This window comes from Coprococcus sp. RTP31081st1_H1_RTP31081_211007 (genome assembly GCF_040227275.1).
GTDB lineage: Bacteria > Bacillota > Clostridia > Lachnospirales > Lachnospiraceae > Coprococcus > Coprococcus aceti.
In genome coordinates this window covers 353,220-379,241 of the sequence record NZ_JBEHVP010000001.1, presented here as the reverse complement: position 1 = coordinate 379,241, position 26,022 = coordinate 353,220, and the positions used below count along the sequence as shown (strand labels likewise).

Annotated in this window: 23 protein-coding genes; 19 read left to right on the top strand and 4 right to left on the bottom strand. The window is 41.7% G+C overall.

All coding sequences use genetic code 11. The features are described from left to right. The first annotated feature begins 126 nt into the window (after nucleotides 1–126). The 7 genes from ABUA31_RS01650 (at nucleotide 127) to ABUA31_RS01620 (ending at nucleotide 5,391) form a co-directional block, all read left to right on the top strand. Complete coding sequence (locus tag ABUA31_RS01650; protein WP_349819962.1) at nucleotides 127–1,494, top strand: urease accessory protein UreH domain-containing protein; 1,368 nt, start codon at nucleotides 127–129, stop codon at nucleotides 1,492–1,494. A 4-nt stretch (nucleotides 1,495–1,498) separates the two neighbouring features. Further along, entirely contained in the window at nucleotides 1,499–2,083 is a 585-nt protein-coding gene (locus ABUA31_RS01645) for a DUF2318 domain-containing protein (RefSeq protein WP_055144290.1), read from the top strand. 25 nt (nucleotides 2,084–2,108) lie between these two features. Continuing rightward, the gene (locus ABUA31_RS01640) at nucleotides 2,109–2,393 is read left to right on the top strand and encodes a hypothetical protein (RefSeq protein ID WP_349818393.1); all 285 of its coding nucleotides are present in this window, start codon (nucleotides 2,109–2,111) and stop codon (nucleotides 2,391–2,393) included. Nucleotides 2,394–3,033: 640 nt separating this feature from the next. Beyond that, on the top strand, nucleotides 3,034–3,201 hold the full coding sequence (locus ABUA31_RS01635; protein WP_349818392.1) for a hypothetical protein: 168 nt from the start codon (nucleotides 3,034–3,036) through the stop codon (nucleotides 3,199–3,201). Then, nucleotides 3,182–4,111, top strand: coding sequence for an acyl-CoA thioester hydrolase/BAAT C-terminal domain-containing protein (locus ABUA31_RS01630; RefSeq protein WP_502879340.1), 930 nt, complete (start codon nucleotides 3,182–3,184; stop codon nucleotides 4,109–4,111). The genes ABUA31_RS01635 and ABUA31_RS01630 overlap by 20 nt, the downstream gene beginning before the upstream one ends. 18 nt (nucleotides 4,112–4,129) lie before the next feature. Continuing rightward, complete coding sequence (locus ABUA31_RS01625; protein ID WP_349818390.1) at nucleotides 4,130–4,600, top strand: hypothetical protein; 471 nt, start codon at nucleotides 4,130–4,132, stop codon at nucleotides 4,598–4,600. 38 nt (nucleotides 4,601–4,638) lie between these two features. After that, entirely contained in the window at nucleotides 4,639–5,391 is a 753-nt protein-coding gene (locus ABUA31_RS01620) for an alpha/beta fold hydrolase (protein ID WP_004853039.1), read from the top strand. Nucleotides 5,392–5,975: 584 nt separating this feature from the next. On the opposite strand, the gene carB is transcribed toward ABUA31_RS01620, so the two are convergent. The 4 genes from carB to ABUA31_RS01600 form a co-directional block, all read right to left on the bottom strand. After that, nucleotides 5,976–9,203, bottom strand: a complete 3,228-nt coding sequence (carB, locus tag ABUA31_RS01615) for a carbamoyl-phosphate synthase large subunit (RefSeq protein WP_119203197.1) — start codon at nucleotides 9,201–9,203, stop codon at nucleotides 5,976–5,978. 345 nt (nucleotides 9,204–9,548) lie between these two features. Beyond that, entirely contained in the window at nucleotides 9,549–10,373 is an 825-nt protein-coding gene (locus ABUA31_RS01610; RefSeq protein WP_004853032.1) for an amino acid ABC transporter ATP-binding protein, read from the bottom strand. Then, complete coding sequence (locus tag ABUA31_RS01605; protein ID WP_004853031.1) at nucleotides 10,357–11,067, bottom strand: amino acid ABC transporter permease; 711 nt, start codon at nucleotides 11,065–11,067, stop codon at nucleotides 10,357–10,359. Before ABUA31_RS01605 ends, ABUA31_RS01610 begins: the two co-directional genes overlap by 17 nt. 60 nt (nucleotides 11,068–11,127) lie before the next feature. Then, nucleotides 11,128–12,018, bottom strand: coding sequence for a transporter substrate-binding domain-containing protein (locus ABUA31_RS01600; RefSeq protein WP_004853029.1), 891 nt, complete (start codon nucleotides 12,016–12,018; stop codon nucleotides 11,128–11,130). A gap of 246 nt (nucleotides 12,019–12,264) precedes the next feature. Here ABUA31_RS01600 and ABUA31_RS01595 point away from each other — a divergent pair, with 246 nt between their 5' ends. The 12 genes from ABUA31_RS01595 (at nucleotide 12,265) to ABUA31_RS01540 (ending at nucleotide 25,858) form a co-directional block, all read left to right on the top strand. Next, nucleotides 12,265–12,942 carry a TIGR00266 family protein gene (locus tag ABUA31_RS01595; RefSeq protein WP_044998312.1) on the top strand — a complete coding sequence of 226 codons (678 nt, stop codon included), beginning with the start codon at nucleotides 12,265–12,267 and terminating at the stop codon, nucleotides 12,940–12,942. A 311-nt stretch (nucleotides 12,943–13,253) separates the two neighbouring features. Then, the gene (locus ABUA31_RS01590) at nucleotides 13,254–14,537 is read left to right on the top strand and encodes an aspartate aminotransferase type Ic (RefSeq protein ID WP_055144300.1); all 1,284 of its coding nucleotides are present in this window, start codon (nucleotides 13,254–13,256) and stop codon (nucleotides 14,535–14,537) included. 326 nt (nucleotides 14,538–14,863) lie between these two features. Continuing rightward, nucleotides 14,864–15,316: a 6-carboxytetrahydropterin synthase gene (locus ABUA31_RS01585; protein WP_022216358.1), complete on the top strand. Its 453-nt coding sequence runs from the start codon at nucleotides 14,864–14,866 to the stop codon at nucleotides 15,314–15,316. 69 nt (nucleotides 15,317–15,385) lie between these two features. Continuing rightward, on the top strand, nucleotides 15,386–16,159 hold the full coding sequence (locus ABUA31_RS01580) for a Firmicu-CTERM sorting domain-containing protein (protein ID WP_015535029.1): 774 nt from the start codon (nucleotides 15,386–15,388) through the stop codon (nucleotides 16,157–16,159). 47 nt (nucleotides 16,160–16,206) lie between these two features. Then, a complete protein-coding gene (xrtG, locus tag ABUA31_RS01575; RefSeq protein WP_015535028.1) occupies nucleotides 16,207–16,812 on the top strand; it encodes an exosortase XrtG in 606 nt (201 codons plus the stop codon). Then, on the top strand, nucleotides 16,784–18,190 hold the full coding sequence (locus tag ABUA31_RS01570; RefSeq protein WP_349818389.1) for a TIGR03111 family XrtG-associated glycosyltransferase: 1,407 nt from the start codon (nucleotides 16,784–16,786) through the stop codon (nucleotides 18,188–18,190). The genes xrtG and ABUA31_RS01570 overlap by 29 nt, the downstream gene beginning before the upstream one ends. After that, nucleotides 18,190–19,296 (top strand): hypothetical protein, encoded by a 1,107-nt coding sequence (locus tag ABUA31_RS01565; protein ID WP_055222731.1) that lies wholly within the window; start codon nucleotides 18,190–18,192, stop codon nucleotides 19,294–19,296. The genes ABUA31_RS01570 and ABUA31_RS01565 overlap by 1 nt, the downstream gene beginning before the upstream one ends. A 64-nt stretch (nucleotides 19,297–19,360) precedes the next feature. Further along, a complete protein-coding gene (locus ABUA31_RS01560) occupies nucleotides 19,361–19,810 on the top strand; it encodes a 6-carboxytetrahydropterin synthase (protein ID WP_022216361.1) in 450 nt (149 codons plus the stop codon). Beyond that, on the top strand, nucleotides 19,807–22,278 hold the full coding sequence (locus ABUA31_RS01555; RefSeq protein ID WP_022216362.1) for a 6-pyruvoyl-tetrahydropterin synthase-related protein: 2,472 nt from the start codon (nucleotides 19,807–19,809) through the stop codon (nucleotides 22,276–22,278). Before ABUA31_RS01560 ends, ABUA31_RS01555 begins: the two co-directional genes overlap by 4 nt. 60 nt (nucleotides 22,279–22,338) lie before the next feature. Next, entirely contained in the window at nucleotides 22,339–23,832 is a 1,494-nt protein-coding gene (locus tag ABUA31_RS01550; RefSeq protein WP_022216363.1) for a GGDEF domain-containing protein, read from the top strand. Nucleotides 23,833–23,946: 114 nt separating this feature from the next. After that, complete coding sequence (locus ABUA31_RS01545; RefSeq protein ID WP_158576502.1) at nucleotides 23,947–25,119, top strand: ABC transporter substrate-binding protein; 1,173 nt, start codon at nucleotides 23,947–23,949, stop codon at nucleotides 25,117–25,119. A gap of 97 nt (nucleotides 25,120–25,216) precedes the next feature. Next, complete coding sequence (locus ABUA31_RS01540; protein ID WP_349818388.1) at nucleotides 25,217–25,858, top strand: TetR/AcrR family transcriptional regulator; 642 nt, start codon at nucleotides 25,217–25,219, stop codon at nucleotides 25,856–25,858. Nucleotides 25,859–26,022 lie beyond the last annotated feature (164 nt).

Below are 26,022 nucleotides of genomic sequence, written 5' to 3'. Positions count from 1 at the left end.
AAAATTGGAAACTGTGTTTTCTAATGTTTGAATAATTTGTGAAAAATATTGACAAATATAATGCAGGTGTTTATATTGTCAATGTTAAAAATACCCTGTAGGGGTATATAAAAAGGAATTATAAGTATGACAATGGAGAAAAAAATCCTATTGATTGAGGGAATGACATGTGTCAACTGCCAGAACAGGGTAGAGCAGGCTTTACGAAATATGGCAGGAATATCTAAAGTTCAAGTCTCATACAGCAAAGGGCAGGCGGAAATCGAGTTTGACGGTGATATATTGACACTAGAAAGTATTATAGATATCATTCAGAACCTTGATTATACAGTAATACAAAAAAGAAAAATACATTATAAGAAAATTGGCAGTTCAATAGGCACATTTGCAATTATTATCTGGCTGTATTATCTGTTACAGAGATTTGGTGTTCTGAACCTGCTTGTTCCATCGATGCTTGCTGATTCAACGATGAGCTACGGTATGTTGTTTGTAGTGGGACTACTTACATCGGTTCACTGCATAGCGATGTGCGGCGGTATCAATCTGTCGCAATGTATACCTGCGGGGAAAGATGACAGCGGGAATGGAAACAGTGAGGTTATGCCATCATTGCTGTATAACACAGGGCGAGTGATTTCATATGCTGTAATTGGTTTCCTGATTGGCGGAATAGGTATGATATTAACAGGTGGGACTAAGACAGGAATTCCACTGATCATGCAGGGAATATTGAAGATAATAGCAGGTCTGTTTATGGTGATAATGGGAATAAACATGCTGGGAGTTATTCCTGTACTGAGAAAGCTTCAGATAAGATTTCCGAATAAACTTGCAAATAAAATAAGCAGGAGAAAGTTAACTGAAAAGCGTCCATTTTTTGTAGGTTTACTGAACGGATTGATGCCATGTGGTCCCATGCAGTCTATGCAGATCATCGCGCTTGGTTCAGGTAATCCTGTATCAGGAGCATTTGCAATGCTGATGTTCAGCCTGGGTACAGTTCCCTTGATGCTTGGATTTGGAAGTATCGTATCTGTGCTTGGCAAGAAATATACAAAGATTGTCATGCGTGCAGGATGTATTCTTGTTGTGGTTCTGGGACTTGCGATGCTTTCACAGGGGGTAAGCCTGTCTGGAATTAATATGAACAGAACAGCCACTTTATCAGAAAACACGGAAGAGTTAAACATGGCAGAGATATCAGAATCAGGCGATGTGCAATATGTAAGCAGTGAACTGGACTTTGGAAGTTACCCAGAGATTACAGTTTATAGCGGAATTCCGGTCAAATGGACAATAAATGTGCCGGAGGAGGTCATCAACGGGTGCAATTATAAAATGATATTGAGTGCTTATGGCATAACTCATGAATTTACACCAGGCGAGAATGTGGTTGAATTTACACCGGGAGAACCGGGGAGTGTTCAGTTCACATGTTGGATGGGAATGATAAATGGCAAGATAAATATCATTGGCAGAGAAGGAGAATGAGATAATGAGAAATAAAACAATGACAAGGAAAACAGATACAAGCAGAAAAATACTTACAGTTATAATGACAGCACTTGTGGTATCAATGCTGGCAGCCTGTGGAAGTTCAAATACGTCAGGAAATACAAGTGCATCAGGAAATTCAACCTCATCTGAGAGTGGAAAAATCGATTATACTACAGAGGAGAACAAGGCGGATGTATATGTAACTCCCGCAGTTGAAAATGGCGAGATTGCAATTGACGCAGACACATTGACTTCTGATCCGATATATGTTAACTATGATTCAAATGGAACAAACATCCAGCTTATCGCTGTTAAAGCATCTGACGGGACAACACGCCTGTCACTTAACACTTGTCAGGTATGTAATCCGTCGCCAAGGGCATATTTTAAGGAGCAGGATGGAAAGCTGGTATGCCAGAACTGTGGAAATACATTCACTATGGACAGCGTGGGCGAGACATCGGGAGGGTGTAATCCCACCTATATTGGCTATAAAAATATAGATGGTAAACTGACTGTGAGCACGGCTGATCTTGACACATATGCAGATAGATTTACGTCTTGGGGTGGACCTGTCAAGTAATCTGAAACACCAAAAGGAGATTTGAATGGGGGAGTTTGTAATGGGAAATACAATAACATTTTTACTTATAGTATTGGGAATTATGTTCTTGAGCGGCATTGCTATGGCAATACTTGCTCTATATTTCAGTATCAAGAGGAAACATCCAATATTTTCAATCATATTTTCGATTATACTAATACCGCTGATTTGTATTCCGATACAATTCACTGTTGGTTTTATGATTTCACGATTTATGTTGATAATTGTATTGATATATAGTGTGGCAATGATTGCAATGGCGGTAAAAAATTTCAAAACAAATGAATGAAATTGGATATATCAATTAAGTATTGAATATTATTGTTTGCTATAAGGTGTCTTCCCATCGATATATGTTTGACATGAGTGAGGCTTGATACTAATATAATATCAAAAGGTGCTACCGATAGACGGTTAGCCTGATATTGATATTAGTGATTAGAAATAACTGCCAAAAGTTTTCTCAGGACTGGGCGGTTATTTTTGTGTCTTATCATTGCTCTTAGGACCTATTGTATAGCCAAGAGCAAAGCATGTAATGCACAAGCTGATGATAGCTATAATCTCATTCTTTATACCTCTCCGTTATCGCTGACACGGCAGTCAAATGATGGGACATTTGAGATCATCTGGCCCGAGAAAGTGAGCTTTGCAATAGATGATAGGGAAACTTTCAACTTTCGTGAAGGAGATAAGCTTTACTTCAATATTTGGTATGAAGACCCGGATTACCGGGAGGAGACGATAGAAGAGTAATACGGTGCAAAAGGCATCCGTGAACACATCATTAGGTCTTAGAAGGTGTGTTTGAGGGTGCTTTTTTATTTGCGGGAGTTTTTTTGATTTATAAAGCAATAACAGTTGACAATAAAGTTAGTAGCGGCTAACATTGTGGTTGTTAAGAGAATTGGATCAGGGGGATGTAACAAATGAAAGGTTCTGAAACTATAAAAGAAACACTGCACAAGGCGGATTGTGTCTTATATCCGGTTGGTGACAGAAGAGATAAAGTTGTCATTGTGTTATATCAGGCAGCGAGGGCGGTCTGGAGTATACAGGAAAATGGAGGAAAAAGTTGTGAAAAAACAGTTTTTTGAGATCGAGAAGGATGGGTTCTACGGAACATACTACGAGAATCCAAATGGGGCTGACTGTGCATTCATAGGACTGTTTGGAGATGATCCGAATGATTTTATGGCGAAGTGCGGAGCAAAGTGGCTGCACAAAAATGGTGTGAACGCACTCTGTGTATCTCCCGGAAGAAAGAATTACAGCCATGTAAATAATCCGCTGGAGAGAATAGAGTCGGCTATCGCATGGCTGAAAAGTCATGGAAACCGGAAAATAGGAATCATGGGAATGAGTACAGCTGGCATGGATTCCCTTGTTGCGGCATCGTATTTTCCTGATATCACATTGACATTTGGACTTACGGCAAGTGACTTTGTATGGCAGGGATTTGAACAGGGCAAAAAAGACGGATGTAAGGAATGGCCGATACCGGGTGCATCGACTCTTTCGTGGAGAGGCGAGCCTCTTGCTTATATGCCATTTGTGTATGAGCATCCTGTGTACTGGCAGAAAATCGAGGAGGAGACGAAGGACTCCGGTGACATTGAGCGCAGTACCTGCCTGTTCATCGATTCGGAGAAGGCAAGGGAACATACGGAAGAGGAAATGATCAAGGTCGAGAACATAAAGGGAAAGCTGTTTTTAATTGGCGCAGATGACGACTCATTCTGGGAGGCGGGCAAATACATCCGCAGAATGGATCAGCGTCTGAAGGAGCGCCCGCATACATGTGAGTATGTGCCGCTTGTGTATGAGCACGGAACCCATTTTGTGCTGCCGGAATCGATGCTTCGTATGGCGCTTCCGGTTGGACTGAAATTCGTCATGAAGTTTATATTCAAGGCTGCAAAGGATTATCCAAATGAGTGCGAGGCGACGAGAAAGGATATAGACAGAAGACTCTCAGCCGCACTTAAGGAATGGATACAGGAATAAAAAGGGCAGGCGATTAAAATGTTGAAATATGGAATGTATGCAAAAGCTGTGGAACTGCTGTGTTTTAAGCAGGCACTTGCAAGGCTTGCGCAGATATATCCTGATATGGACATGAAGAGATATAAAAGATCCGTGAAGAGAGAGTACAAGGAGATGCTTCTCAGAACTCCCGATATAGGTGGAAGCTCACTGGAGATGAACCTGTATATCGCAGCATTTGTATTTTCACTGCACAAGGCAGAGCCGGATAGGATCACACCTGAAGTTGTGGATGAGATGGTCACTGCGGTGTTCGATTCGCCTTTCATGGTGAAGACGCATGAGAACAAGAAGTGTACGCTCTTCACTGACAATGTTCAGGACAAAAAGGTGCAGGAGAGCATAGCAAGCCAGACATCAAAGTATGAGCTTGACTGGAAATTCCACTACGAGAAAGGTGTAGACGAATTCTATAACACTTATACGGAATGTGGAATATTTTCATCATGATCTAAAGAAAGAATATGGTATGAGGAAGGAAAAATACAATGACTATCCATGAGTTCGGAAAAGAGAATAAAGAAACGATAATATTGATACATCCATCTGTTGTGAAGTGGGATTACTTTGAGAATGTAATTCCTCTGTTAGAAAAGAATTATCATCTGCTGGTTCCGGCACTTCCGGGTTATGATTTTGACAATGACAATGACTTTACAAGCGTGGAGCAGATTGCATCAGACTTAAATAACTGGATCAAGGCGAAGGGATTCACGGAGATATATGCTGTATATGGCTGTTCTATGGGCGGTTCCGTTGCGCTTATGGTTGCGCTGGGACAGAAGGTTAGAATACAGCATTGTGTAATAGACGGCGGAATCACACCGTATCAGTTGCCATGGATCGTGACACGCTTTATTGCGCTCAAGGATTATCTAATGATGATGATAGGCAGAGCAGGCGGTGTGGCTTTGCTGGAAAAGGCATTTGCTACAGACGACTATTCCAAGGAAGATCTGCAGTATGTTGCGGATGTTCTGAGACATTGCAGCAGCAAAACACTGTGGCGAACATTTGAATCGTGCAATAACTATAAGGTGCCGGATCCTGTTCCGAAGATTGATACGCACATCCATTATTGGTACGCAAAGAATGAAGAAAAAGAGCGGAAAAATGATATAGCGTATATCAGGCGCAGGCTACCTCAGACGGAGTTTGAAGTATTACCGGAACTCGGACACGGCGGACTTGTCTTACTCAGGCCTGAGTTGTTTGAGGAAATGATGAGCAAGTTTCAGTGAGATATGGAAAATATGAGTTAATATACGTTTGACATGAAGGGGGTGGAGAATGCTAATATAATATCAAAAGGTGCAACCGATAGACGGTTAGCCCTGATATTATTGGATACAAAAGTAACCGCTAAAGTTTGTTAGGACTGGGCGGTTATTTTTGTGTCTTATCATTGCTCTTAGAGCCAACGGCATAATCAAGAGCAAAGCAAGTGATGCATAAAGCTGATTATGGCTATAAACTCCTGTGATGAAGGCTAACCGCCTACCGAATAGGGTAGCACCGCATATATCACATCAAACAAATGTTCGACTCTCAGTGTAGGTAGTTTGGCGAGAAGGGTAGCTTGGAGAGAAGTGTAATCAATAAAAAGCGCATAATATTTTCGCAAATTAAAATAAAACCGGGAAAAGGATACAAAGACATTAGAAATTGTATCCTTTTCCTGGTTTTTGTCATTTTAGATAAAATTTTATGCACTTTTGAATGCTGAGAGGTCTTGCTGGCCAACAAATTGTAAACTAGAGCAAGCCTCTAGTCCTTTAACTGGCAATCCGGGCCACCTGAGCGGCAAAGCCGCCCGCGCCCGATATTACTCAGCGTCCTTTATCTCACTGTGAAGCTCCTGCAGTGACTTCACATCGCTGTCACCATGCGCCTGAACGTACAGGATACCCTTTGCGGTTGCTCTTGCGCCTGCAATTGTAGTCACATAAGGAATCTTTGCCTTGATGGCAGCCTTTCTGAGGTAACTGTCGTCGTGGGCACTTTCCTTACCGCTCGGAGAATTGATTATCAGGTCTATAGAGCCATTTGTTATAAGGTCATTGATGTTTGGTCTGCCCTCCTGGAGCTTTTTGACTTTCTCAGCTTTTACTCCGGCAGCCGTAATTATGGCATATGTTCCGCTTGTAGCAAGGATCTTGAAACCAGCTTTCTCGAAGAGCTGAGCGATCTCGATAACCTCATCCTTGTCCTTTCTGTTTACAGAGATCAGGACAGTTCCGCTTGTAGGAAGGAGAGTCTGTGTAGCCTCCTGAGCCTTGAAGAATGCCTCTCCGTAGTAGGTTGAAAGTCCGAGAACCTCACCTGTAGATCTCATCTCAGGTCCTAAGATCGGGTCAACCTCTGGGAACATGTTGAATGGGAATACAGCCTCCTTAACTCCGTAATATGGTATGTGCTGCTCCTTGAGAGCTGGAACAGGAGATGGTCTTCCTGTGAGCTCTGATGTGATGATATCAGTAGCGATAGGAACCATGCGCACGTTACATACCTTTGATACGAGAGGTACTGTACGGGATGCTCTAGGATTTGCCTCGAGAACATATACCTTGCCTTTCTCAATAGCGTACTGCATGTTCATAAGACCTACGACATGCATCTCCTCAGCGATCTTCTTTGTATATTCCTTGATAGTAGCAACATTCTCAGCAGTGATGTGTACTGAAGGAATGATGCATGCTGAATCACCTGAGTGAACTCCGGCAAGCTCGATGTGCTCCATAACGGCAGGAACAAATGCGTGAGTTCCGTCGCTTATGGCATCTGCCTCACACTCAAGGGCGTGATTCAGGAATCTGTCTATAAGTATAGGTCTGTCAGGTGTGACACCAACGGCAGCTCTCATATATCCGTCAAGGCTCTCGTCATCGTATACGACCTCCATACCACGTCCACCGAGAACGTATGATGGACGGACCATGACTGGATAGCCAATCTTGTGAGCGATCTCAAGTGCCTCGTCAACAGTAGTAGCCATACCAGATTCTGGCATAGGAATCTCAAGCTTATCCATCATCTCACGGAAGAGATCTCTGTCCTCTGCAAGATCGATGACAGCAGGAGATGTACCGAGGATCTTTACGCCGTTCTTCTCAAGGTCAGAAGCAAGGTTAAGAGGTGTCTGACCGCCGAACTGTGCGATGACGCCCACTGGCTTTTCCTTGTTGTAAATGCTGAGAACATCCTCAAGTGTAAGTGGCTCAAAGTAGAGCTTATCTGATGTATCATAGTCAGTTGAAACAGTCTCTGGATTACAGTTTACTATGATAGTCTCAAATCCGAGCTTCTTAAGTGCCAGTGATGCATGTACGCAGCAGTAGTCAAACTCGATACCCTGACCGATTCTGTTAGGACCTCCGCCGAGGATCATAACCTTTGGCTTGTTCTCATTTATCGGATTGCTGTCAGGTGCATTGTATGTGGAGTAGTAGTAAGCGCTGTCTTTTGTTCCACTTACGTGTACGCCTTCCCATGCCTCAGTAACTCCGAGCTCGATTCTCTTATTTCTGATGTCCTCCTCAGGAATCTCAAGGATCTGGCTGAGGTATCTGTCTGAGAAACCGTCTTTCTTTGCAGTGGTGAGTGCCTCGTCAGATGGGAGAGAGCCCTTGTGTGCTGCGAGTGCTTCCTCTTCCTCAACGAGTTCCTTCATCTGCTCAACAAAGTAGTGCTTAACCTTTGTTATATCGAAAATCTCATCTACTGTAGCACCCTTTCTGAGCGCCTCGTACATGATGAAATGTCTGTCGCTTGATGGATGTGCAAGCATGCGCAATAGTTCATCCTTGCTCTTTGTATTGTAGTCCTTGGCGTAGCCGAGACCGTATCTTCCTGTCTCAAGGCTTCGGATAGCCTTCTGGAAAGCCTCCTTGTAGGTCTTACCGATACTCATGACCTCACCTACGGCACGCATCTGTGTTCCAAGCTTGTCCTCGACACCCTTGAACTTCTCAAATGCCCAGCGTGCAAACTTGATAACCACGTAGTCACCGTCAGGAACGTATTTGTCTAGTGTGCCGTACTTACCGCACTCGATATCCTTGAGGGTAAGTCCTGTTGCCAGCATGGCTGACACAAGGGCAATAGGGAATCCTGTAGCCTTTGATGCCAGGGCAGAAGAACGGGATGTTCTAGGGTTGATCTCGATTACGATGATTCTGTCAGATACAGGGTCATGTGCGAACTGTACATTTGTTCCACCGATGACCTCAACAGAGTCAACGATCTTGTATGCCTGCTCCTGAAGTCTCTTCTGAACGTCCTCAGAGATTGTGAGCATAGGAGCGGAGCAGAATGAATCACCTGTGTGAACGCCGAGAGGATCGATGTTCTCGATGAAACATACAGTGATCATATTGCCTTCACAGTCACGTACAACTTCAAGCTCAAGCTCCTCCCATCCGAGGATTGACTCCTCAACGAGAACCTGACCTACAAGGCTGGCCTGGAGACCTCTTGCACAGACAGTCTTGAGCTCCTCCTTGTTGTATACGAGTCCGCCGCCGGCACCGCCCATGGTGTATGCAGGACGAAGAACAACAGGGTATCCGAGCTGATCTGCGATGGCGAGAGCCTCATCTACAGAGTAGGCAACCTCGCTTCTTGCCATTTCTATTCCGATTGCGTTCATGGATTTCTTGAATTCGATTCTGTCCTCACCGCGCTCAATGGCATCTACCTGAACACCGATGACCTTGACATTGTATTTGTCTAAGATGCCTTCTTTTGCAAGTTCAGCACAAAGGTTAAGTCCTGACTGTCCTCCGAGATTTGGAAGAAGAGCATCAGGTCTCTCTTTTGCAATTATCTGCTCAAGTCTCTTGACATTGAGCGGCTCAATGTATGTGACATCAGCTGTCTCAGGATCTGTCATGATGGTAGCAGGGTTGGAATTGACCAATACGATCTCGTAACCAAGCTTCTTAAGGGCCTTGCACGCCTGAGTACCTGAGTAGTCGAACTCACATGCCTGACCTATGATGATTGGACCAGATCCTATTATCAGAACTTTGTTAATGTCTTCTCTTTTTGGCATATATTTCTCCTTATTGTAAAATGATTCTTGTTCAGAGCGAGAGCACTGAAAACTACATGAAACCACACAAAATAAAGAAGTATTTTAATGTGATTTTAAACATTGCCGGACATCATTTATTTTCTTTTATAAAAATGCCCAAATTATTGTTATTATAAAGTATAAGAGCCCAAAAGTACATAGCTAATAAGGAAATAAATTGAAAAAATGAACTGAAATATGAAATGGATCAAGAATTGAATTGGAAAGTACGTATGAATATACAGTAAAAATTATTAATGATATGATTTTTTACATAAGAAAATCCGGCACATATGAAAAAACACACATGCCGGATAAAATGTCTTATAACACCTTTGAAAGAAAATCCTTAAGTCTAGGATTCTTAGGGTTGCCGAAGAATTCCTCCGGTGTACCGGATTCTAGAATCTGTCCGTCGTCAATAAATACAACCTTATTGGCAACCTCTCTGGCGAATCCCATCTCATGGGTAACAATGATCATTGTCATGCCTTCGTCCGCAAGAGCCTTCATAAGATCAAGAACCTCGCCGACCATCTCGGGGTCAAGAGCTGAGGTTGGCTCATCAAACAGAATGACATCAGGATTCATGGCAAGCGCACGGACGATGGCAACACGCTGTTTCTGACCGCCTGAGAGAGTAGATGGATATACATCCGCCTTGTCCTCCAGACCGATCCTTTTCAGAAGTTCCTCCGCCTTTGCATGTGCCTCGGCAATGATCTCTGATTTTGTTGTTGTTATTTCCTGCTTTGTCTGCTTTTCCTTGCGGAAGAGATTGGTGACAGGAAGCAGAAGATTATGCCGCTTTGCCTTTTTCAGATCCTGACATCTGACATAGACAGGAGCAAGCATGATATTCTGTATAACAGTCTTATTGTTATACAGATTGAAATGCTGGAAAACCATACCCATATGACGGCGGTGTATGTTGATATCAACCTTAGGGTCTGCTATATCAACACCATTGAATATAATCTGGCCGCCGGTAGGATCTTCCATACAGTTCAAACAGCGAAGAAATGTACTTTTACCAGAACCTGAAGGGCCGATAACAACCATTATATCGCCTTTGTCTATGGTGATATTGATGCCGTTTAAGACTTTGTTATCACCGAAGCTTTTTTCAAGATTAATGACGTCTATCACTCTTTCTCAGGCTCCTTTCCATTAATTTGATTCCCAGACTGATGAGAAGCACCATCACGATGTAGATAAGCGCCATGACCAGATAAGGGACCATGAATTCGTAGCTGTTACTTCCGATGTAGTTGAATGCAACGTAGAGATCAGTTGCTCCGACAAAACTTACAACTGAAGTCTCCTTTATTAAAGAAATAAATTCATTTCCAAGGGTTGGCAGAATATTCTTGACTGCCTGAGGTATAACGATTTTGAGCATGGTAGTCGAAAAACTGAGTCCCATGGCACGTCCACCTTCCATCTGACCTGGATCAACGGAGAGTATACCACCACGCATGATCTCTGAGATGTAGGCACCGCTGTTGAGTCCGAATACAAGCATAGCCACCTGAACTCCTGTCATGTGTCCTCCCACTATAGGAAGAAGAACATAGTAGAAGAGAAGAAGCTGTACAACCATAGGTGTTCCACGGAAGAAACCTACATATACACTGCAGATCGCATCCAGAACTCTAGGCAGACGCTTGTACTTTGGAATTACCCTGACGGTAGCAATGAGGGTACCGATTATTATACCGATGATAAGACCGGCAATGGCTATTATCACAGTATTCTTCAGACCCTCGACTACCTTAACATACCCGTTGTTGTCGATGAATATTTCTATGAACTTTTGTATTTTTGTAGAAATGTCTCCCATGAAATATCCTTTCAAACATAATTGGCGTTAATACTAAAATTACTAAATCCGAATTAAAATTTACTGCATTGCGTTAAGAGCAGCAGTGATGCTGGCTGCTGGAGCGGCATCGATGATAACATAGTTGAGGTTACCATTTAAAAGATCCTGAACTGCAAGAGAACCGTTCTTGTAGCCGGTTGAAGTCATAGCAAGTTTTGTGAATCCCCAGTCTGCATCACCCTCGCAGTAGAACTGTCCGGTAGTACCTGTCTGGAAACCAATCTTCATGTCTGAGCCCTTAGCCTGAAGAATCTTGTTGACATCATCAGCTGTCTTGCAATCATCAAACTCTGTATTGTCTGATGTAACGATGAGCTTCTGAGAAGCCTTGTAGTATGAATCTGAGAAGCTTACATACTCCTCACGGTCTGGCTTTATAGTAAGACCTGCCATAGCGATATCACACTTGTGCTGACCAACTGAGAGACATACAGCATCGAAATCCATGTTCTGGATAACGAGCTCCTTGCCAAGCTTGTCTGCGAGAGCCTTAGCTATCTCCATATCGACACCATAGTAGTTCTCACCCTTTGTATACTCAAATGGCTCGAATGCAGCATTTGTTGCAACTACAAGCTGATCCTTGTTTGCATCGAGTGTTGCTGACTCAACGGCAACTGGCTCGCCGTCACCGAAATAGTGATTGCAGATCTCCTCAAATGATCCATCCTCGTTCATTGACTTGATGAAATCATTGACCTGTGTTAAGAGCTCAGGCTGATCCTTATCAACACCGAAAGCATACTGCTCGTCTGTAAGGTCAATCTCTATGACCTTTGCAGTCTTCTTTGATGATGAAGCACTCTCTGAAGCTGCCTCCGAAGAATCATCCTTGCTTCCACAAGCAGTAAGAGCTGTCATAGCCAGAACTGCTGACATTGAAATTGCTAATAAGTTTTTGAGTTTCATTTTTACATCTTCCTTTCATATTTTATCTGAATAAATATACCATTGTGTTTCAAAAAAAGCAATTAATATATGAAAAAACTCGTTCCAAAAGCGGGAAAAAGTGAGATGCCTAATAAAAACAGGCTTTTATTCATGATTTATAAATAAACATTGTTATATGAATAGTATTTACTATATAATACATTTGTATCATTAAAAAAATGAAACTCATATTTAAATATGAAGAATACAGGGAGGTCAGATTATATGAGATACGAGATCAAAGGCGGCATGATGCCTGTGGTAGAAATCATTTTGGAGGCAGGGGAATCTATAAACTGCGAAAAAGGTGCAATGGTATGGATGTCTCCGAATATGCAGATGCAGACATCAGGTGGCGGAGTAGGCAAGATGTTCACCAGGGCCATATCCGGTGAATCGATGTTCCGAAATACATATACGGCTCAGGGGGGACCTGGACTGATAGCATTCGGTTCAAGCTTTGTGGGGAATATAATGGCGGTTGAGATAGGACCTGGCAAGGAGATCATTTGTCAGAAGTCAGCATACCTTGCGTCGACACCGGGAATCAATCTGGAGATAGCTTTTCAAAAGAAGATAGCCGGTGGGTTCTTCGGAGGTGAGGGATTTATTATGCAGAGGATTACAGGTCAGGGAATAGTGTTCATTGAAATCGATGGTTCTGTTGTGGATTACATGCTTGCACCGGGACAGCAGATGGTCATTGACACAGGTTATCTTGCAATGATGGATGCAACATGTTCCTTGAACGCAGAGACAGTAAAGGGTGGTGCCATGAATATGTTCTTTGGAGGAGAGGGATTCTTCAATACAGTGGTAACAGGCCCTGGCAGAATAACACTTCAGACCATGCCAAAATCGCAGCTTGCCGCTGAGATAGCATCCATGATACCATCTAAATAACCAATAGAGCCATATATTTAAGCCGACCCCAAAAGAACACTGCAGCATCTTTCAATGTCAGCTAACTTGAAAATAAAAAGTTAAATATGAAATTTTGACGAAAATATAGTCGAATACAGTGATTAAACTTAGATTTTTCAACCAAAATTTGCGAAATACTGCAAACTTATGCGATTAAGGTCTAGACAACCGGAGAAATAAATTATATGATACAAGGGTTGAACGTTAGGATAGTCTATTTAATGTAGAATATTTTGACGTGCAACCTGGACATATAACTATAACATTGTTAGGTAGCAAGGGAGACTTTTATGAAAGCGTACAGTGAATTATCAAGAGAAGAGTTAATGGAACTTAGAGAGCAGCTGCTTGCGGCATATGAAGAGAAGAAGGCTCTTGGCCTGAACCTTGATATGTCAAGAGGTAAGCCATCACCAACCCAGCTTGGAGTATCTGTTGGTCTTATGGATGTTATCAACAGTGATTCTGATATGAAGTCAGAGTGTGGCATAGACTGCAGAAACTATGGGTGCCTTGATGGAATTCCAGAAGTCAAGAGACTTATGGCAGAGATGATGGGAACTACTGAGGATCATATCTTCATCGGTGGTAACGCAAGTCTTACTCTTATGTTTGACACTGTATCAAGAGCATATACACATGGAATAATGGGAGAGACACCTTGGTGCAAGCTTGACAAGGTGAAGTTCCTCTGTCCTGTTCCAGGATATGATAGACATTTTGCTATAACAGAGCATTTCGGAATAGAGATGATCAACATACCTATGTCAGAGACAGGTCCAGATATGGATATGGTTGAAGAACTTGTAAATTCAGATCCAACAGTAAAGGGTATATGGTGTGTGCCAAAGTACTCAAACCCACAGGGAATCTGTTACAGCGATGAGACAGTAAGAAGATTTGCAAATCTAAGACCAGCAGCTAAGGACTTCAGAATCTTCTGGGACAATGCATATGTCATCCATCATCTGTATGAGGACAATCAGGTAGAGATACTTGATATCATCGGAGAGTGTGAAAAGGCCGGCAATCCGGATATGGTATTTGAGTTTGCTTCAACATCAAAGGTAAGCTTCCCTGGTTCAGGAGTTTCAGCTATGGCTACATCACATGCAAATCTTGAGGATGCCAAGAAGCATTACACAATACAGACCATAGGAAACGATAAGGTAAATCAGCTCAGACATGCAAGATACTTCAAGAACCTTGACGGACTCAAGGAGCATATGAAGAAGCATGCTGATTTCATGAGACCAAAGTTTGAAACAACTCTCAAAGTTCTTGAGGAGGAGCTTGATGGACTTGGAATTGGTTCATGGATCAAGCCTCTCGGCGGATATTTCATATCATTTGACGCTATGGAAGGCTGTGCAAAGGCTATAGTTGCAAAGTGCAAGGAGGCAGGAGTTATCCTCACAGGCGCAGGAGCAACATTCCCATACCACAACGATCCAAAGGACAGCAACATCAGAATCGCACCTTCATTCCCTACACCGGAGGAGATGCAGCAGGCAACAGAGATATTTGTTCTCTGCGTAAAGCTTGTAAGTGTTCAGAAACTGCTTGAGTCATAAATGGCAATGTCGGGGCAATAATGCAGATATAGATAAAAAGATCTCATTCATATGGATGGGATCTTTTTTTGACTCTTCACATCATGACTGTTTGACTGATTCTGTGACTATTCAATCAATAACACTCAAACAGATAATAAAATGTGAACAGCGCAATCGGTTGAAACGTTCTGACTATACATAAAGTTACAAAATGTTCATAAAACAGACATTATTTTGGCAATTTTTCATCATTGATATATCACAATGATGTACTTATAATTTAGAGATGATAAGAATGAGTCTTATTAAGTTGAAATAGAAGTTTATGGTCGGGAGGGGTATGGTTGTTTAACTACTATATATACAGAACCTACTTTAATGCAAAACATAGTTTTAATGGCGACATAACGAAGATACATGGACACTCATTTACAGTTGTCACTTATATAGGTATGAAGGATAGTAAAGAGGATATTCCCTTTTTTAAGTTGGAAGCAATCATCTCGTCATTTATAGATCAGTATAGGGGACGGTATCTTAATGAACTTCCTGAGTTTGAGGGATGTGGTAATACCCTTGAGACAATAGGCGACTACTTCTACGAGAAATTGCGAAAACAGCTTATGAAAAGTGGTATGGAGTTATACCAGCTTGATATATCTGAGAATCCGCTATGTGTGTATCAGGTATCTGACAGGATGCTGCTGCCGACCATGAACATGGATACAAGCAACAGAAATTATCAGAAGATATTTGATGATATATTGAAACTTGAGAGTATGACAGGACTTAGCTGATATAGATGAAATATATACATATATAAATTGAGCAATGAAAATATACTACAGAGATGAGGCGTGATGAGTATGAAGAAAAGAGAATCGTATAAGAAACATTTGAACAGAGGCGTTATGGCTGTTTCTTTCGCTGTTATTTTTATAGTTTTTTCTATTATGGGCGGCAGAATACAGGCATTTGCGGATGATGCAGTTGCAACCCAGACAGATGCGGCAAAGAGCAATTCAAGTGGACCTGTCACAACAGGGCTTGCCATAGATGGATATTACGGTGAATGGAGTCAGTATCCATCTGCTGATATAACATATAACAGCAACAATGGCTATTCGGTTCACAAGGGACAGATTGCGATAGATGGCGACAGGCTGTATGTGCATTTTTCCATGAATGACCTGTACACATCACAGATGCAGTTCCAGTTCTGGAACATTACAGTAGATGGTAAACAGTGTGTGCTCAATGTATTACCTGTGAATTCAGATGGTTCGATCAACTGGTCGGGACAGATGTATAATCTAGGTGAGGGAATATACAGGAATTTTGGTGTGTTCGCAGGTTACTATACAGATATAGATGGCGATGTGGCATTTACGGTTTATGATGCAGCACACACTGAGACGGGAAAGGGTGATGAGATAGAGTTTTCAATATCAATGAAGAAACTGGCTGATTATCTGGGTATAAACATTGATCAGGGGGCGACTATCACAGTGTCCAACCCTAATATCGGCGCGCAGGGCGTAACTATAACCGGAACTCCGACAGGTCCGTGGGCAGGGGCAGCTATGGCGATGGCACTTGCAACAGGCGGAGTGTTTGTGTGCAGAAGAAAGAAGAGGTAAACCCTCGTATAATAAAATTACTATGTGAAAAGGAGACAGAACACAGGATGAACATACTGTTGATCGTAACGTTTATTATATGGATATATGTGCTTACGGTTCTAAAACGTGGCAAACTCGAATTCTGGTATTTCATTGCAGGCAGTGTGGGTCTCTTTATATACATGCTTATACTGGTTGAGCCGGTCATTCTTGCCCCACTGCAAAAAGCAGTATCCGCAGTGGCAGGGATGTTTGGGGATATGACTGGAATATACGAGTCTTATTTCAACAAAAATGTAATATTTATATCCACAGGGGATACAAACCTTTCAATGTATATAGACTATGAGTGCTCAGGCATCATAGAGATACTGGCATTTTTGGCGCTCCTGTGGTTTTTTCCTTTGTATCACACATATGAGAAAAGCGTGCTCAGCGTAGTGGGAGGATTTGCGATATTTGTGTCAAATGTACTCAGGATATTTGTGATCTGCCTCATAATATATATGTTTGGAGAAAGTTCATACTTCATTGCCCATACGATAATAGGGCGTCTTGTGTTCTATGCATGCACGGTTGCACTATATTTCTTTGTATTTACAAAGTCGCAGATAATAAGACAGAAGGTTGGAGGTTTTAAGTTTGACGCACATAATGCAGATATTTCATAGTTCTATTATATTCTGGGCAGCCTGGGTCATCATACCTATAGTTATGGAGATCATTCCGACCATAGGCAACTTTGTGATACTGATAAAGAAAAAGATAGTGTCACATAAGGAGAAGGCAGTAAACTTTTCACCTGAGATAACCATGATAATACCGGTGTACAATCAAGAGCACAGTCTTAGACGGTGTATCAAGTCAATTAATGATTCAAGTTACCCAAATGATAAGATATATATACTTGTCGTCAACAACATGAGTACAGACAGAAGCTTTGAAGTGTTCTGCGAGTGTCAGGAGGAGTTTCCGGAACTTACCATGAACTGGGTAAATTCAAAGCAGGGCAAGTCTAAGGCACTGAACCTTGGGCTTTTCAACAGCTTTGGCAAATATGTGATCCATATAGACAGTGACGGTGTTCTGCAGAGGGATGCCATAAGAAATATGGTCGTAAAGTTTGAGAGAAACGCTGATATTGACTGTATGACGGGTACAATCATGACAAATCCTGAGATGATAGACGAGACAAAGGGATTCGGACTTCGCCTGCTCAGAAAACTTGAGTTTTTTGAGTATGCCCAGGCTTTTCTTGCCGGAAGAAACTTTCAGTCAGAATTCAACAACATATTTACACTTTCCGGTGCTTTTTCAGCGTTCAGACGTTCCACCATCATGAGAACCAATATGTACAATACGGATACAGTGTGCGAGGACACACACGTAACATTTCAGATAAGAGATGTGCTTGGTGAAAGTGTGGTTCTCTGCAGTGAGGCGATATTTTACGTTGATCCGATAGAAGACGTGAACAGATTGTATATCCAGAGGCAGAGATGGCAGCGTGGGGAGATAGAGGTTGTCCATATGTTCATGAAGAACAGAATGAATGTGGTCAGGGGATTTTTCTCGGATTTCATAGTTAGACTTGTCATGTTTGATCATACATTTGCATTTCCGCGAATGATATGGTACTTCGCACTAATATGTCTGGGATTTGTGAATTACCCATTTAGTCTTATCATACAGTCGGTCATCATTATGTACATGCTGTATGTTTTTACCACAGCACTTCTTTATATATGTATAAGCCTGTTTTTAAAGCCCTTTAAAAAGCTTAGAAGATACTATGTGCGAAAAATTTATCTGATATTTCTGCTGCCACTTTACAATTTTGTTGTATTCTGGTTCAGGTTTGCCGGAATAATAAATTCCATGAAGTCAAAGGGCAGCTGGAAGATGCAGACTTTTTCAGATGAAAGGGATACGGCAGTGGGCGTAGTAAGGAGCGATTTTCTGCGGTTTACACACGGACTAAATAAGGTACGCAGATTTGTCAACTATCCTGAGGATGAGCTGGCAGGTGCACATGAGGAGACCAGATGATGGACAGATCTACAGATAAAAATACAGAGAAGAGAAAAGAAAATAAAAAAACGTACAGGGGAAGACTGGTGGCAGCATTTGTAGTTGTTTTGGTCACCACTTTGCTTGAGATCATATATTATGGATACCATATCATGGACAACAGGGACAATGTTGTACATTCGTTTAAGAATGAACAGGACAGCACAGCGCAGATTATTGCAGATGGGCTGGCTGGGAAATCGGAGGATGCGATGATACATTTCATAAGACATTCTGTGCCGGTATCCGGAACTACGTGGGGATTCATTCTCAAAGATGGCAGAGTGCTGTATATGAAGGATGATGATACAACAAAGAATCTGGAGAATATATCATCTAAGGCGGAATTTGAACTCTATATGGAAGATTTGGGCGGAATAGTCAGTGAGGCGTCTGTGTCTGGAACAGAGTATGTGTGTGGTGTATTTACAGACAAAGATTATGTTCTTGAGGAGTATGGAACCTCAAATATGGAATTCTACATTGTGACAGCCGTTATAGCTACGATACTGGTGTTTGGATGTATATTAATTGAATTTGCAGGGAGGATTGGACATGAGGGAAGAAAAGTTATTGCGCTGCAGTCCGATCTTACAGAGCGGAATGAAAAGTTTGATGAGTATGAAAGACTGACAGACCAGTACGAGGAAGAACTCAGAAACAGGGATTTCGATAAGACGGAGATAAAGAGGGAAGGTTACTATGATTTGGAGATAGTTGACACGCTGTTGTCGAAATCTTCGGATACTGAACTTTTTCCGATCACTTTTATGTTCATTCGCGTCAGGATGGGAGACAGGTATTTCTCACGGGATGCCATTTTCAGGATCATGGACTTTATAAAGGGTTCCATGGGAAAAAATCATGTTACAGCGGAACTTTCAAAGGGATATTTCGTGGTGATCATGTACAAGACGGATCTTGCAGCAGCTGAAAAGACGAGAGAGGAAATGCTGTCCAAATGGGAGGCGTTTTCTAAAGGAGCGGAGCTGGAGACTGTACTCAGAGAAGTTGTATCCACGGAAAATCCAAGAAATACATTTTACCATGAGAAGGACAGATTGCTGGACCTTGCGAACTGGTAAGGCGGCTGCAGATGAGAACAAATTCAAATGATGTTGAGTTCAAATGTTTTGAGAGGTGAATTATATGAGGTTCAGACAGTATAAATTCAAATTCTATCTGAATGCCAGACATGGCATATACAAAAATGGACTCATGGGAGAAATACATCCCCACACATGGGAGATTGTGATAAATGTTGTCAAGGGACGTGATGAGACTGTCAAGTTTCACCATCTTGAACACAGGGTTGAGGAGTTTTTAAGTGCATACCAGGACAAGACGTTAAACGATGTTCCGCCGTTTGATATGATCAATCCGACACTTGAGAATATATGTGAGTATTTCAAGGAAGAACTAACGAAGATATTGAACAGAAACGGTTGGATATTTCTCATGATGGAGATCAGCGAGTCCCCATCGATGTCGTATGTGGTAAGTCTTATCGACGATAGTTACACGGAGGAGATGCAGACGATAAACTCCATAACTGACAGGATACTCAAAGATATAAAGGAAAATGACGAGACCAAATGACAGAAAAGGATAAACTCAGCAGGAGAAAACTTAATATTTATTTCGCTCTTGGTGTGGTTGTCCTTGCCGCACTGGCAGCGGTTGGAGTCATACACTTTAAGAACGTAGTGACTGAACCATCGGGAAATGATGTATGGGGGCATATGTACAAGTCGGAGTATCTCTATAAGGCACTGAAACGTGGACAGATATATCCTCTGTATGACGAGACATGGTATAACGGAATCCAGTTATACAGGTACTGGCCGCCTCTTTCATATTATATAACAGCACTTCTCATGTGTTTCACGGGGGGAAATGTGATAAATGCATATTACCTCTTGTTCGGCGTGTATATATTCTTCGGCGGACTGGCATTTCTGCTCATCGGCAGAAGAATCGGAAGGCCTGTATTTGGAACAGCACTTGCTGTGCTGTGGTTCTTCATGCCTGAAAATGCGAGAATGTACATTGATGAGGGCAATATGCCGAGAATGGTCGTGTCCTTCCTTCTCCCATATCTCATATATTTTATCTGGGTGTATCTCAGGGAAGAGAAGAGATGGGCACTTGCCGGGATTCTCATATTTACAATGCTCATAACCGTTACCCATATCATGATGATAGCTATGATCGGAATAGGAACTTTCTTGTTTTTGTTGTTCGATCATCACAGGAAAATGGGTATAAGACGTCAGGTGATCATCCTGCTCACGATGATATGTGGCATACTCATCATGGGAGTGTGGCTTGTGCCATCACTTTCGGGCGGAATATCATCCATGGATTCCGAGGCAGCATCAGATGTAATGACGATGTGGATGTCTGATCTTTCTTCATCGCTCAATCCGTTAAACCGTATAAATGGAGATATCGGCGCATTTTATTTTGGAATATCCGTTGTCCTGCTCTCCATAGCGGGAATTTTGCTTGCAGATAACAAGAAAAAATCAGGATTTATCCTGGCTCTTGTAATCCTTGTGCTCACGACACCGGATGTTCTGCCGATACTTCGAAAGATGCCGATGAGTCAGGCACTCTGGATGACGCGATTTACAGTTATAGCATATGGATTTTTCTTCCTGTCGCTCATAGAGTGGGAGCGGCTCAGAAAGCCATTTGTGATTGCCTCGGTGATCATACTTGTGGTGGATGCGATACCGTCATTCACATTTGAGAGGTACAGCGTTCCGGCAAATGATGACGGTGTGGCTGTGGCGGGCCTTTTGAGGGATAACACAAGTCAGAGGGCATCGCTCATGGATCTTTCAAGTCTCGGTTCCTATCCATCGTACGGAGTGTGTACAGATGGGGGGGCGTCATATACATTTGGATGGGCATGGCAGGGGGCTGCGACCGCTGACAACATAATGCTGCTCAACCAGGCACTTGAGAATGAACAGTATGATTATCTGTTTGACAGATCGGTCGAGCTTGGAGACGATACAGTTGCAATTGACAGAAAGTATATAGGTGCAAAGGGAAAGACTCTCGATGATGTCACTGCAAGCGCAAAGAAGAGTGGCTACACGTTGACATATGAGTCGGATAAGGTGTGCCTGTTTAAGCTTGATGGTCCGGAGGAGTTCGGTGTTGTCACGCAGTATGATGGCATTGTCATAGGTGACTATGCGGATGGGATAACCCTTGCATTTCCTTCTTTTAAGGCAGGAATGTCCTCAAATATAGAGGATTATTCTACGGACGAACTGAAAAGCTACCATACTGTAATTTTGACCGGATTCTCATATGACACCAGACAGAAGGCTGAGGAGATGGTGAGATCTCTTGCGGATTCTGGTGTAAATGTTGTCATAGACATGACACATGTCCCAGCGGACAGCGCAACGAGGCAGCATGTATTTCTTGGAGTTACGGATATGTCTGTATCATTAAAGTCCAGCTATCCGATTTTTAGCTATGACGGTGAGCAGATATCTACTACAGGATTTCCTGATGATATGTCAGAGTGGAATACCGGATATATAACCGGAGCCATGAACGTGACAGGTACATTCGCTTATGAGATGGAACAGCTTGCATTTGCAGCCACGGACGAGAACAGTCAGAATATCAAATATGTGGGACTGAATCTTTTGTACTATTATAGTGTGACAGGGGACAGCGGTGCAGAGAAGATAGTTGAGGATATTCTTGGCGTGAGCCCGGAGGATCTTCCTGAGAGAACGCTGATTCCTATAAGTAGTGAGATAACGGACGGTGGAATGGTGATAACAGTAAATGATGCTCCGGCAGATATTGCTGATGGAGCCGTGATAAATACTACTCTTGCATATCAGGATATTTTCGTATCTGATTCGGAGATAATGGATGAAAATAATATGCTGTGTGTTGGAACAGGAGTGACAAACATAAAGTTTAAATATCCATTATTTTGGCCAGGAGTGTTGGTGAGTATAGTAGGATTTTGTGGAATGAGTGCAATATGGATACTAGCGTGTAAAGATTACGGAAAGAAAAAAGATTGACAATTTACAAATAATAGTTGTTATATAATAGCTATGTATATAACACGGGGGAAGAAAGATATGTCAGCAAACAGCAGGAACAGAACTGAATATGAGATAAGCAAAGCCAGGAGGAGATTCGCTATCATCTTCCTGGCTGCTGTTGTTGCCACAGCAGGTATGATATCTTTTATCATAACAAAACAGGCAGTTGATAATATGAGAAGCAAGATAGTGAATCTTATATCGTCTAACAACCAACAGCTTGGATACAACGTCGACAATTATCTTGTCGGTATAGAAGATACAGTGGCTCTTTTTTTCTCCGATGATCAGCTGTGTGAGTATGATGCCACAGATGATAGTCTGGATGAATTTACCAGAATACAGCAGGAAGCGGCGATTCAGAATAGGATAAGTGACCTTGGTGTGTTTGACAACTTTACAGATTTTGGTGTCGTATATTCCAATGACAAGAGCGTGGGATGGATTTCCAACACAACACTTCAGGCTTTTCCGGATGGAGGAATATATACATATTTTACTGGACATATAAATGACGAGAAGACAATGTCCGGTTGGTTTTTTGATTATTTAAACAGTCCAGACAGGCTTTTCTACGTCAAGAAACTTAATGAAAATGCTGTGATCGTAACTTCTTTCTATAGCAGGGAACTAAGTTCAGTGGTGAATTTAAGTCATGAACTCAAGGATATGAGGGTGTGTCTTGTAAATGATTCCGAGGAAGTTGCGTATTCAAATAATGCAAAATGCGTTGGAGAAAAAATTGAAGTGAACCTTCCAAAGGAAAATGACGACTTCGAATATCAGACAAATTCGGATGGATATGTTATATCCGTAGCACAATGTTCAAATGGCTGGAGAGTAGTGTCTTACATAGGTGAATCTGAGATATTCAAAGAAGTAGGGAGATTGAAATTGTATTCATTTGTAGCAACTCTTGTGCTGGCTTTATTGGTTGTTGTGACAGGAAGCATTGTATTGAAAAGAATATATACACCTGTTTCCGGAGCTATTGAGGAATTAAAGCAAAAGGCTGAATATGACCAGCTTACAGGACTTATGAATAAAGCTTCGTTTGGAGAAGTTGTTGGATCCTGTCTTGAGGAAAAGTCAGAAACAGTCACACATGTGTTTATAATGATAGATATGGACAATTTTAAAAAGGTAAATGATACTTTGGGTCATGGAGAAGGGGATGTGGTTCTGTCTAAAACTGCTGAACTCTTCACAAAAATGCTTGGAGCAGATTCCGTGATCGGACGGGTAGGTGGTGATGAGTTTGCAGTGTACAGGAAGTTTACTGGATGGACTTTGGAAAGTGTTAGAAAGAAAATGGAATTTGAGCTGAGACTGTTGGCTGAAGATTTTACCAGAACGATTTCGAAACAATATACTGAATGTAATCTTTCGTTATCAGCAGGTGTTTACATAGTAGATGGAGAGAACTCATCTGATTATGAAAGCATGATGAAGAAGGCTGATACCGCTTTGTATAAATCAAAGAGAAACGGAAAAAGTCAGTATAGCTGGTTCGTTGAAAATCAGGATTGATCAGAGGTGAAACAGATGAAACATATAATTAAAAATCACAAAAGAGGATTATCGGTTTTGATGATGCTTTTTTTGCTTTTTGTAATTAGTGGTTGCGGAGAGCAAAAAACAGATATGGCTGTCGGGGATACGATAACTATAGAATATTCCTGGTGGGGCGATGATAGTAGAAACCAGTACACACTGGATGCTGTTGATATATTTGAAAAAGAAAATCCAGAAATAAACGTCAAATGCAAATATGGTGTGTGGAATGGATACGAGAAAAGACAGCATATATATATGAAATCACAGGAGACTCCGGATGTTATGCTCATAAATTATGGCTGGCTTGATACATATTCTTCTGACGGATCTGGCTTTTATGATCTTAATACGCTTTCGGATTATATTGATTTTGAAAACTATACTGAAGAAGAGCTTGCCTTTGGAACAAAAAATGGAAGATTAAATGCTGTTCCTATCGCGTTCAATACGGAGACTTTTTATTATAATGAGACTCTTTGGAACTCATATGGACTTAGTATTCCCAGAACATGGGATGACTTGTTTGATGCAGCCAGAATCATGAGCAAAGATGGGGTATATCCTCTGGGCATGACAAAAAAATCATTATTTTTTATGCTGCTTTCACATTATATACAGACAACCGGAAATGATCCGGTCAAATCTGATGGCACATTGAATCTGAATAAGGAACAGATAGGTGACATGTTGGATTTTTATAAGGAACTACTTGATAAAAAAGTCTTAATGTCTGTAGATTCATTTAACAGGAATGCTTTTGCCAGCGGTGAGGTTGGCGGCACTCTTGCGTGGGTAAGTGATGCAGGAGGATATTGTGATCCTTTGAAGGAAAATGGATATGATGTAAAAATAGGAGAATACATATGTGAGCCGGGGGCAAAATCTTTAGGCTGGTTTGTTAAACCTGCAACAATGTATGCGATAAGTAATAATACTGAACACCCAGAAGCGGCCGCAAAGCTGTTGAATTATCTGTTGAACGGTGAGGAAATGACTTTAAGACAGGGAACAGAAAAGGGTGTTCCGATCAGCAGTTCGGCACTTGCTGTTCTTGATGAGCATGATATGCTGACTGGATTTGAGGTACAGGCAGATGCTATGAGAAAAGAAAACAGCGACAAATTGTCGATTATGGCACCGATATTGGAATCTGAGGATGTGTATGGATCATTTAAATCAGATTCTGACTATTATCTGTACGATAAGTTGAGCCGTGATGAGACTATAGACAGAATTTATAGCGATATGTATAAGAAATAAAATAGTTGACAAAATGATCGATATGTTTTAACATAACGGTGTTATTAAACGTAACACTGTTATGTTATTTTATATTATAATTAAATGGGTGAGGATTATGGCAAAGAAAATACAACATGACAGCGAGACGAGGAAAGAACTTCTAAAGTGTGCCAAGGAAGAGTTCATGGATAAGGGATTTATGGGTGCGTCACTTAGAAATATATGTCAGAAGGCAGGAGTGACAACCGGAGCTTTATATTTCTTTTTTAAGGATAAGGACGATCTGTTCTGCAATGTTGTGGGACACATGATGGACAGACTCAATGCTGTGTTAACCGAGCATTTTTCCGTTGAGGTGGACGAGATGAACAATGGCATGGCATCAGACCACAATGAGGACAGTGATTTTGAGTCGGCCAGGAACATAGTGCATGAGATTTATATGCATAGAGAAGAAGTGCTTCTTGTTCTTACGAAGTCACAGGGATCCAGCATGGAGAGCATGCCAGACAATATAGTGGATCAGATGGATGCACACAATGCATTTATATGTGAGGCGATGTGCAGGGCTTATGGAACACCGATGGTTGACAGGAATGTGGTACATTGGATGTCTTATTCACAGATTGATATGTTTATATTCATGGTGACACATATTGACAATGAGAAGGATGCCTTGAAGTTCGTTGAGACAGGTATGAAATATCTGATCTCAGGCTGGTATGGCCTGGTTAAGCCGTGGCAGGATCCAGAATAAGATTTGACCGGAATAGAAAATTGAAAACAGTAAAATGAAAAATGTGGTACAGGGGAATCAAATTCCCATTATGTCTTATTACAGGTCTTCCGAATTACAGGGAAGACCTAAAAAAAGGTTTAAACCATAACAGCGTTATGTATGCAAATGAACATTTGAATAGC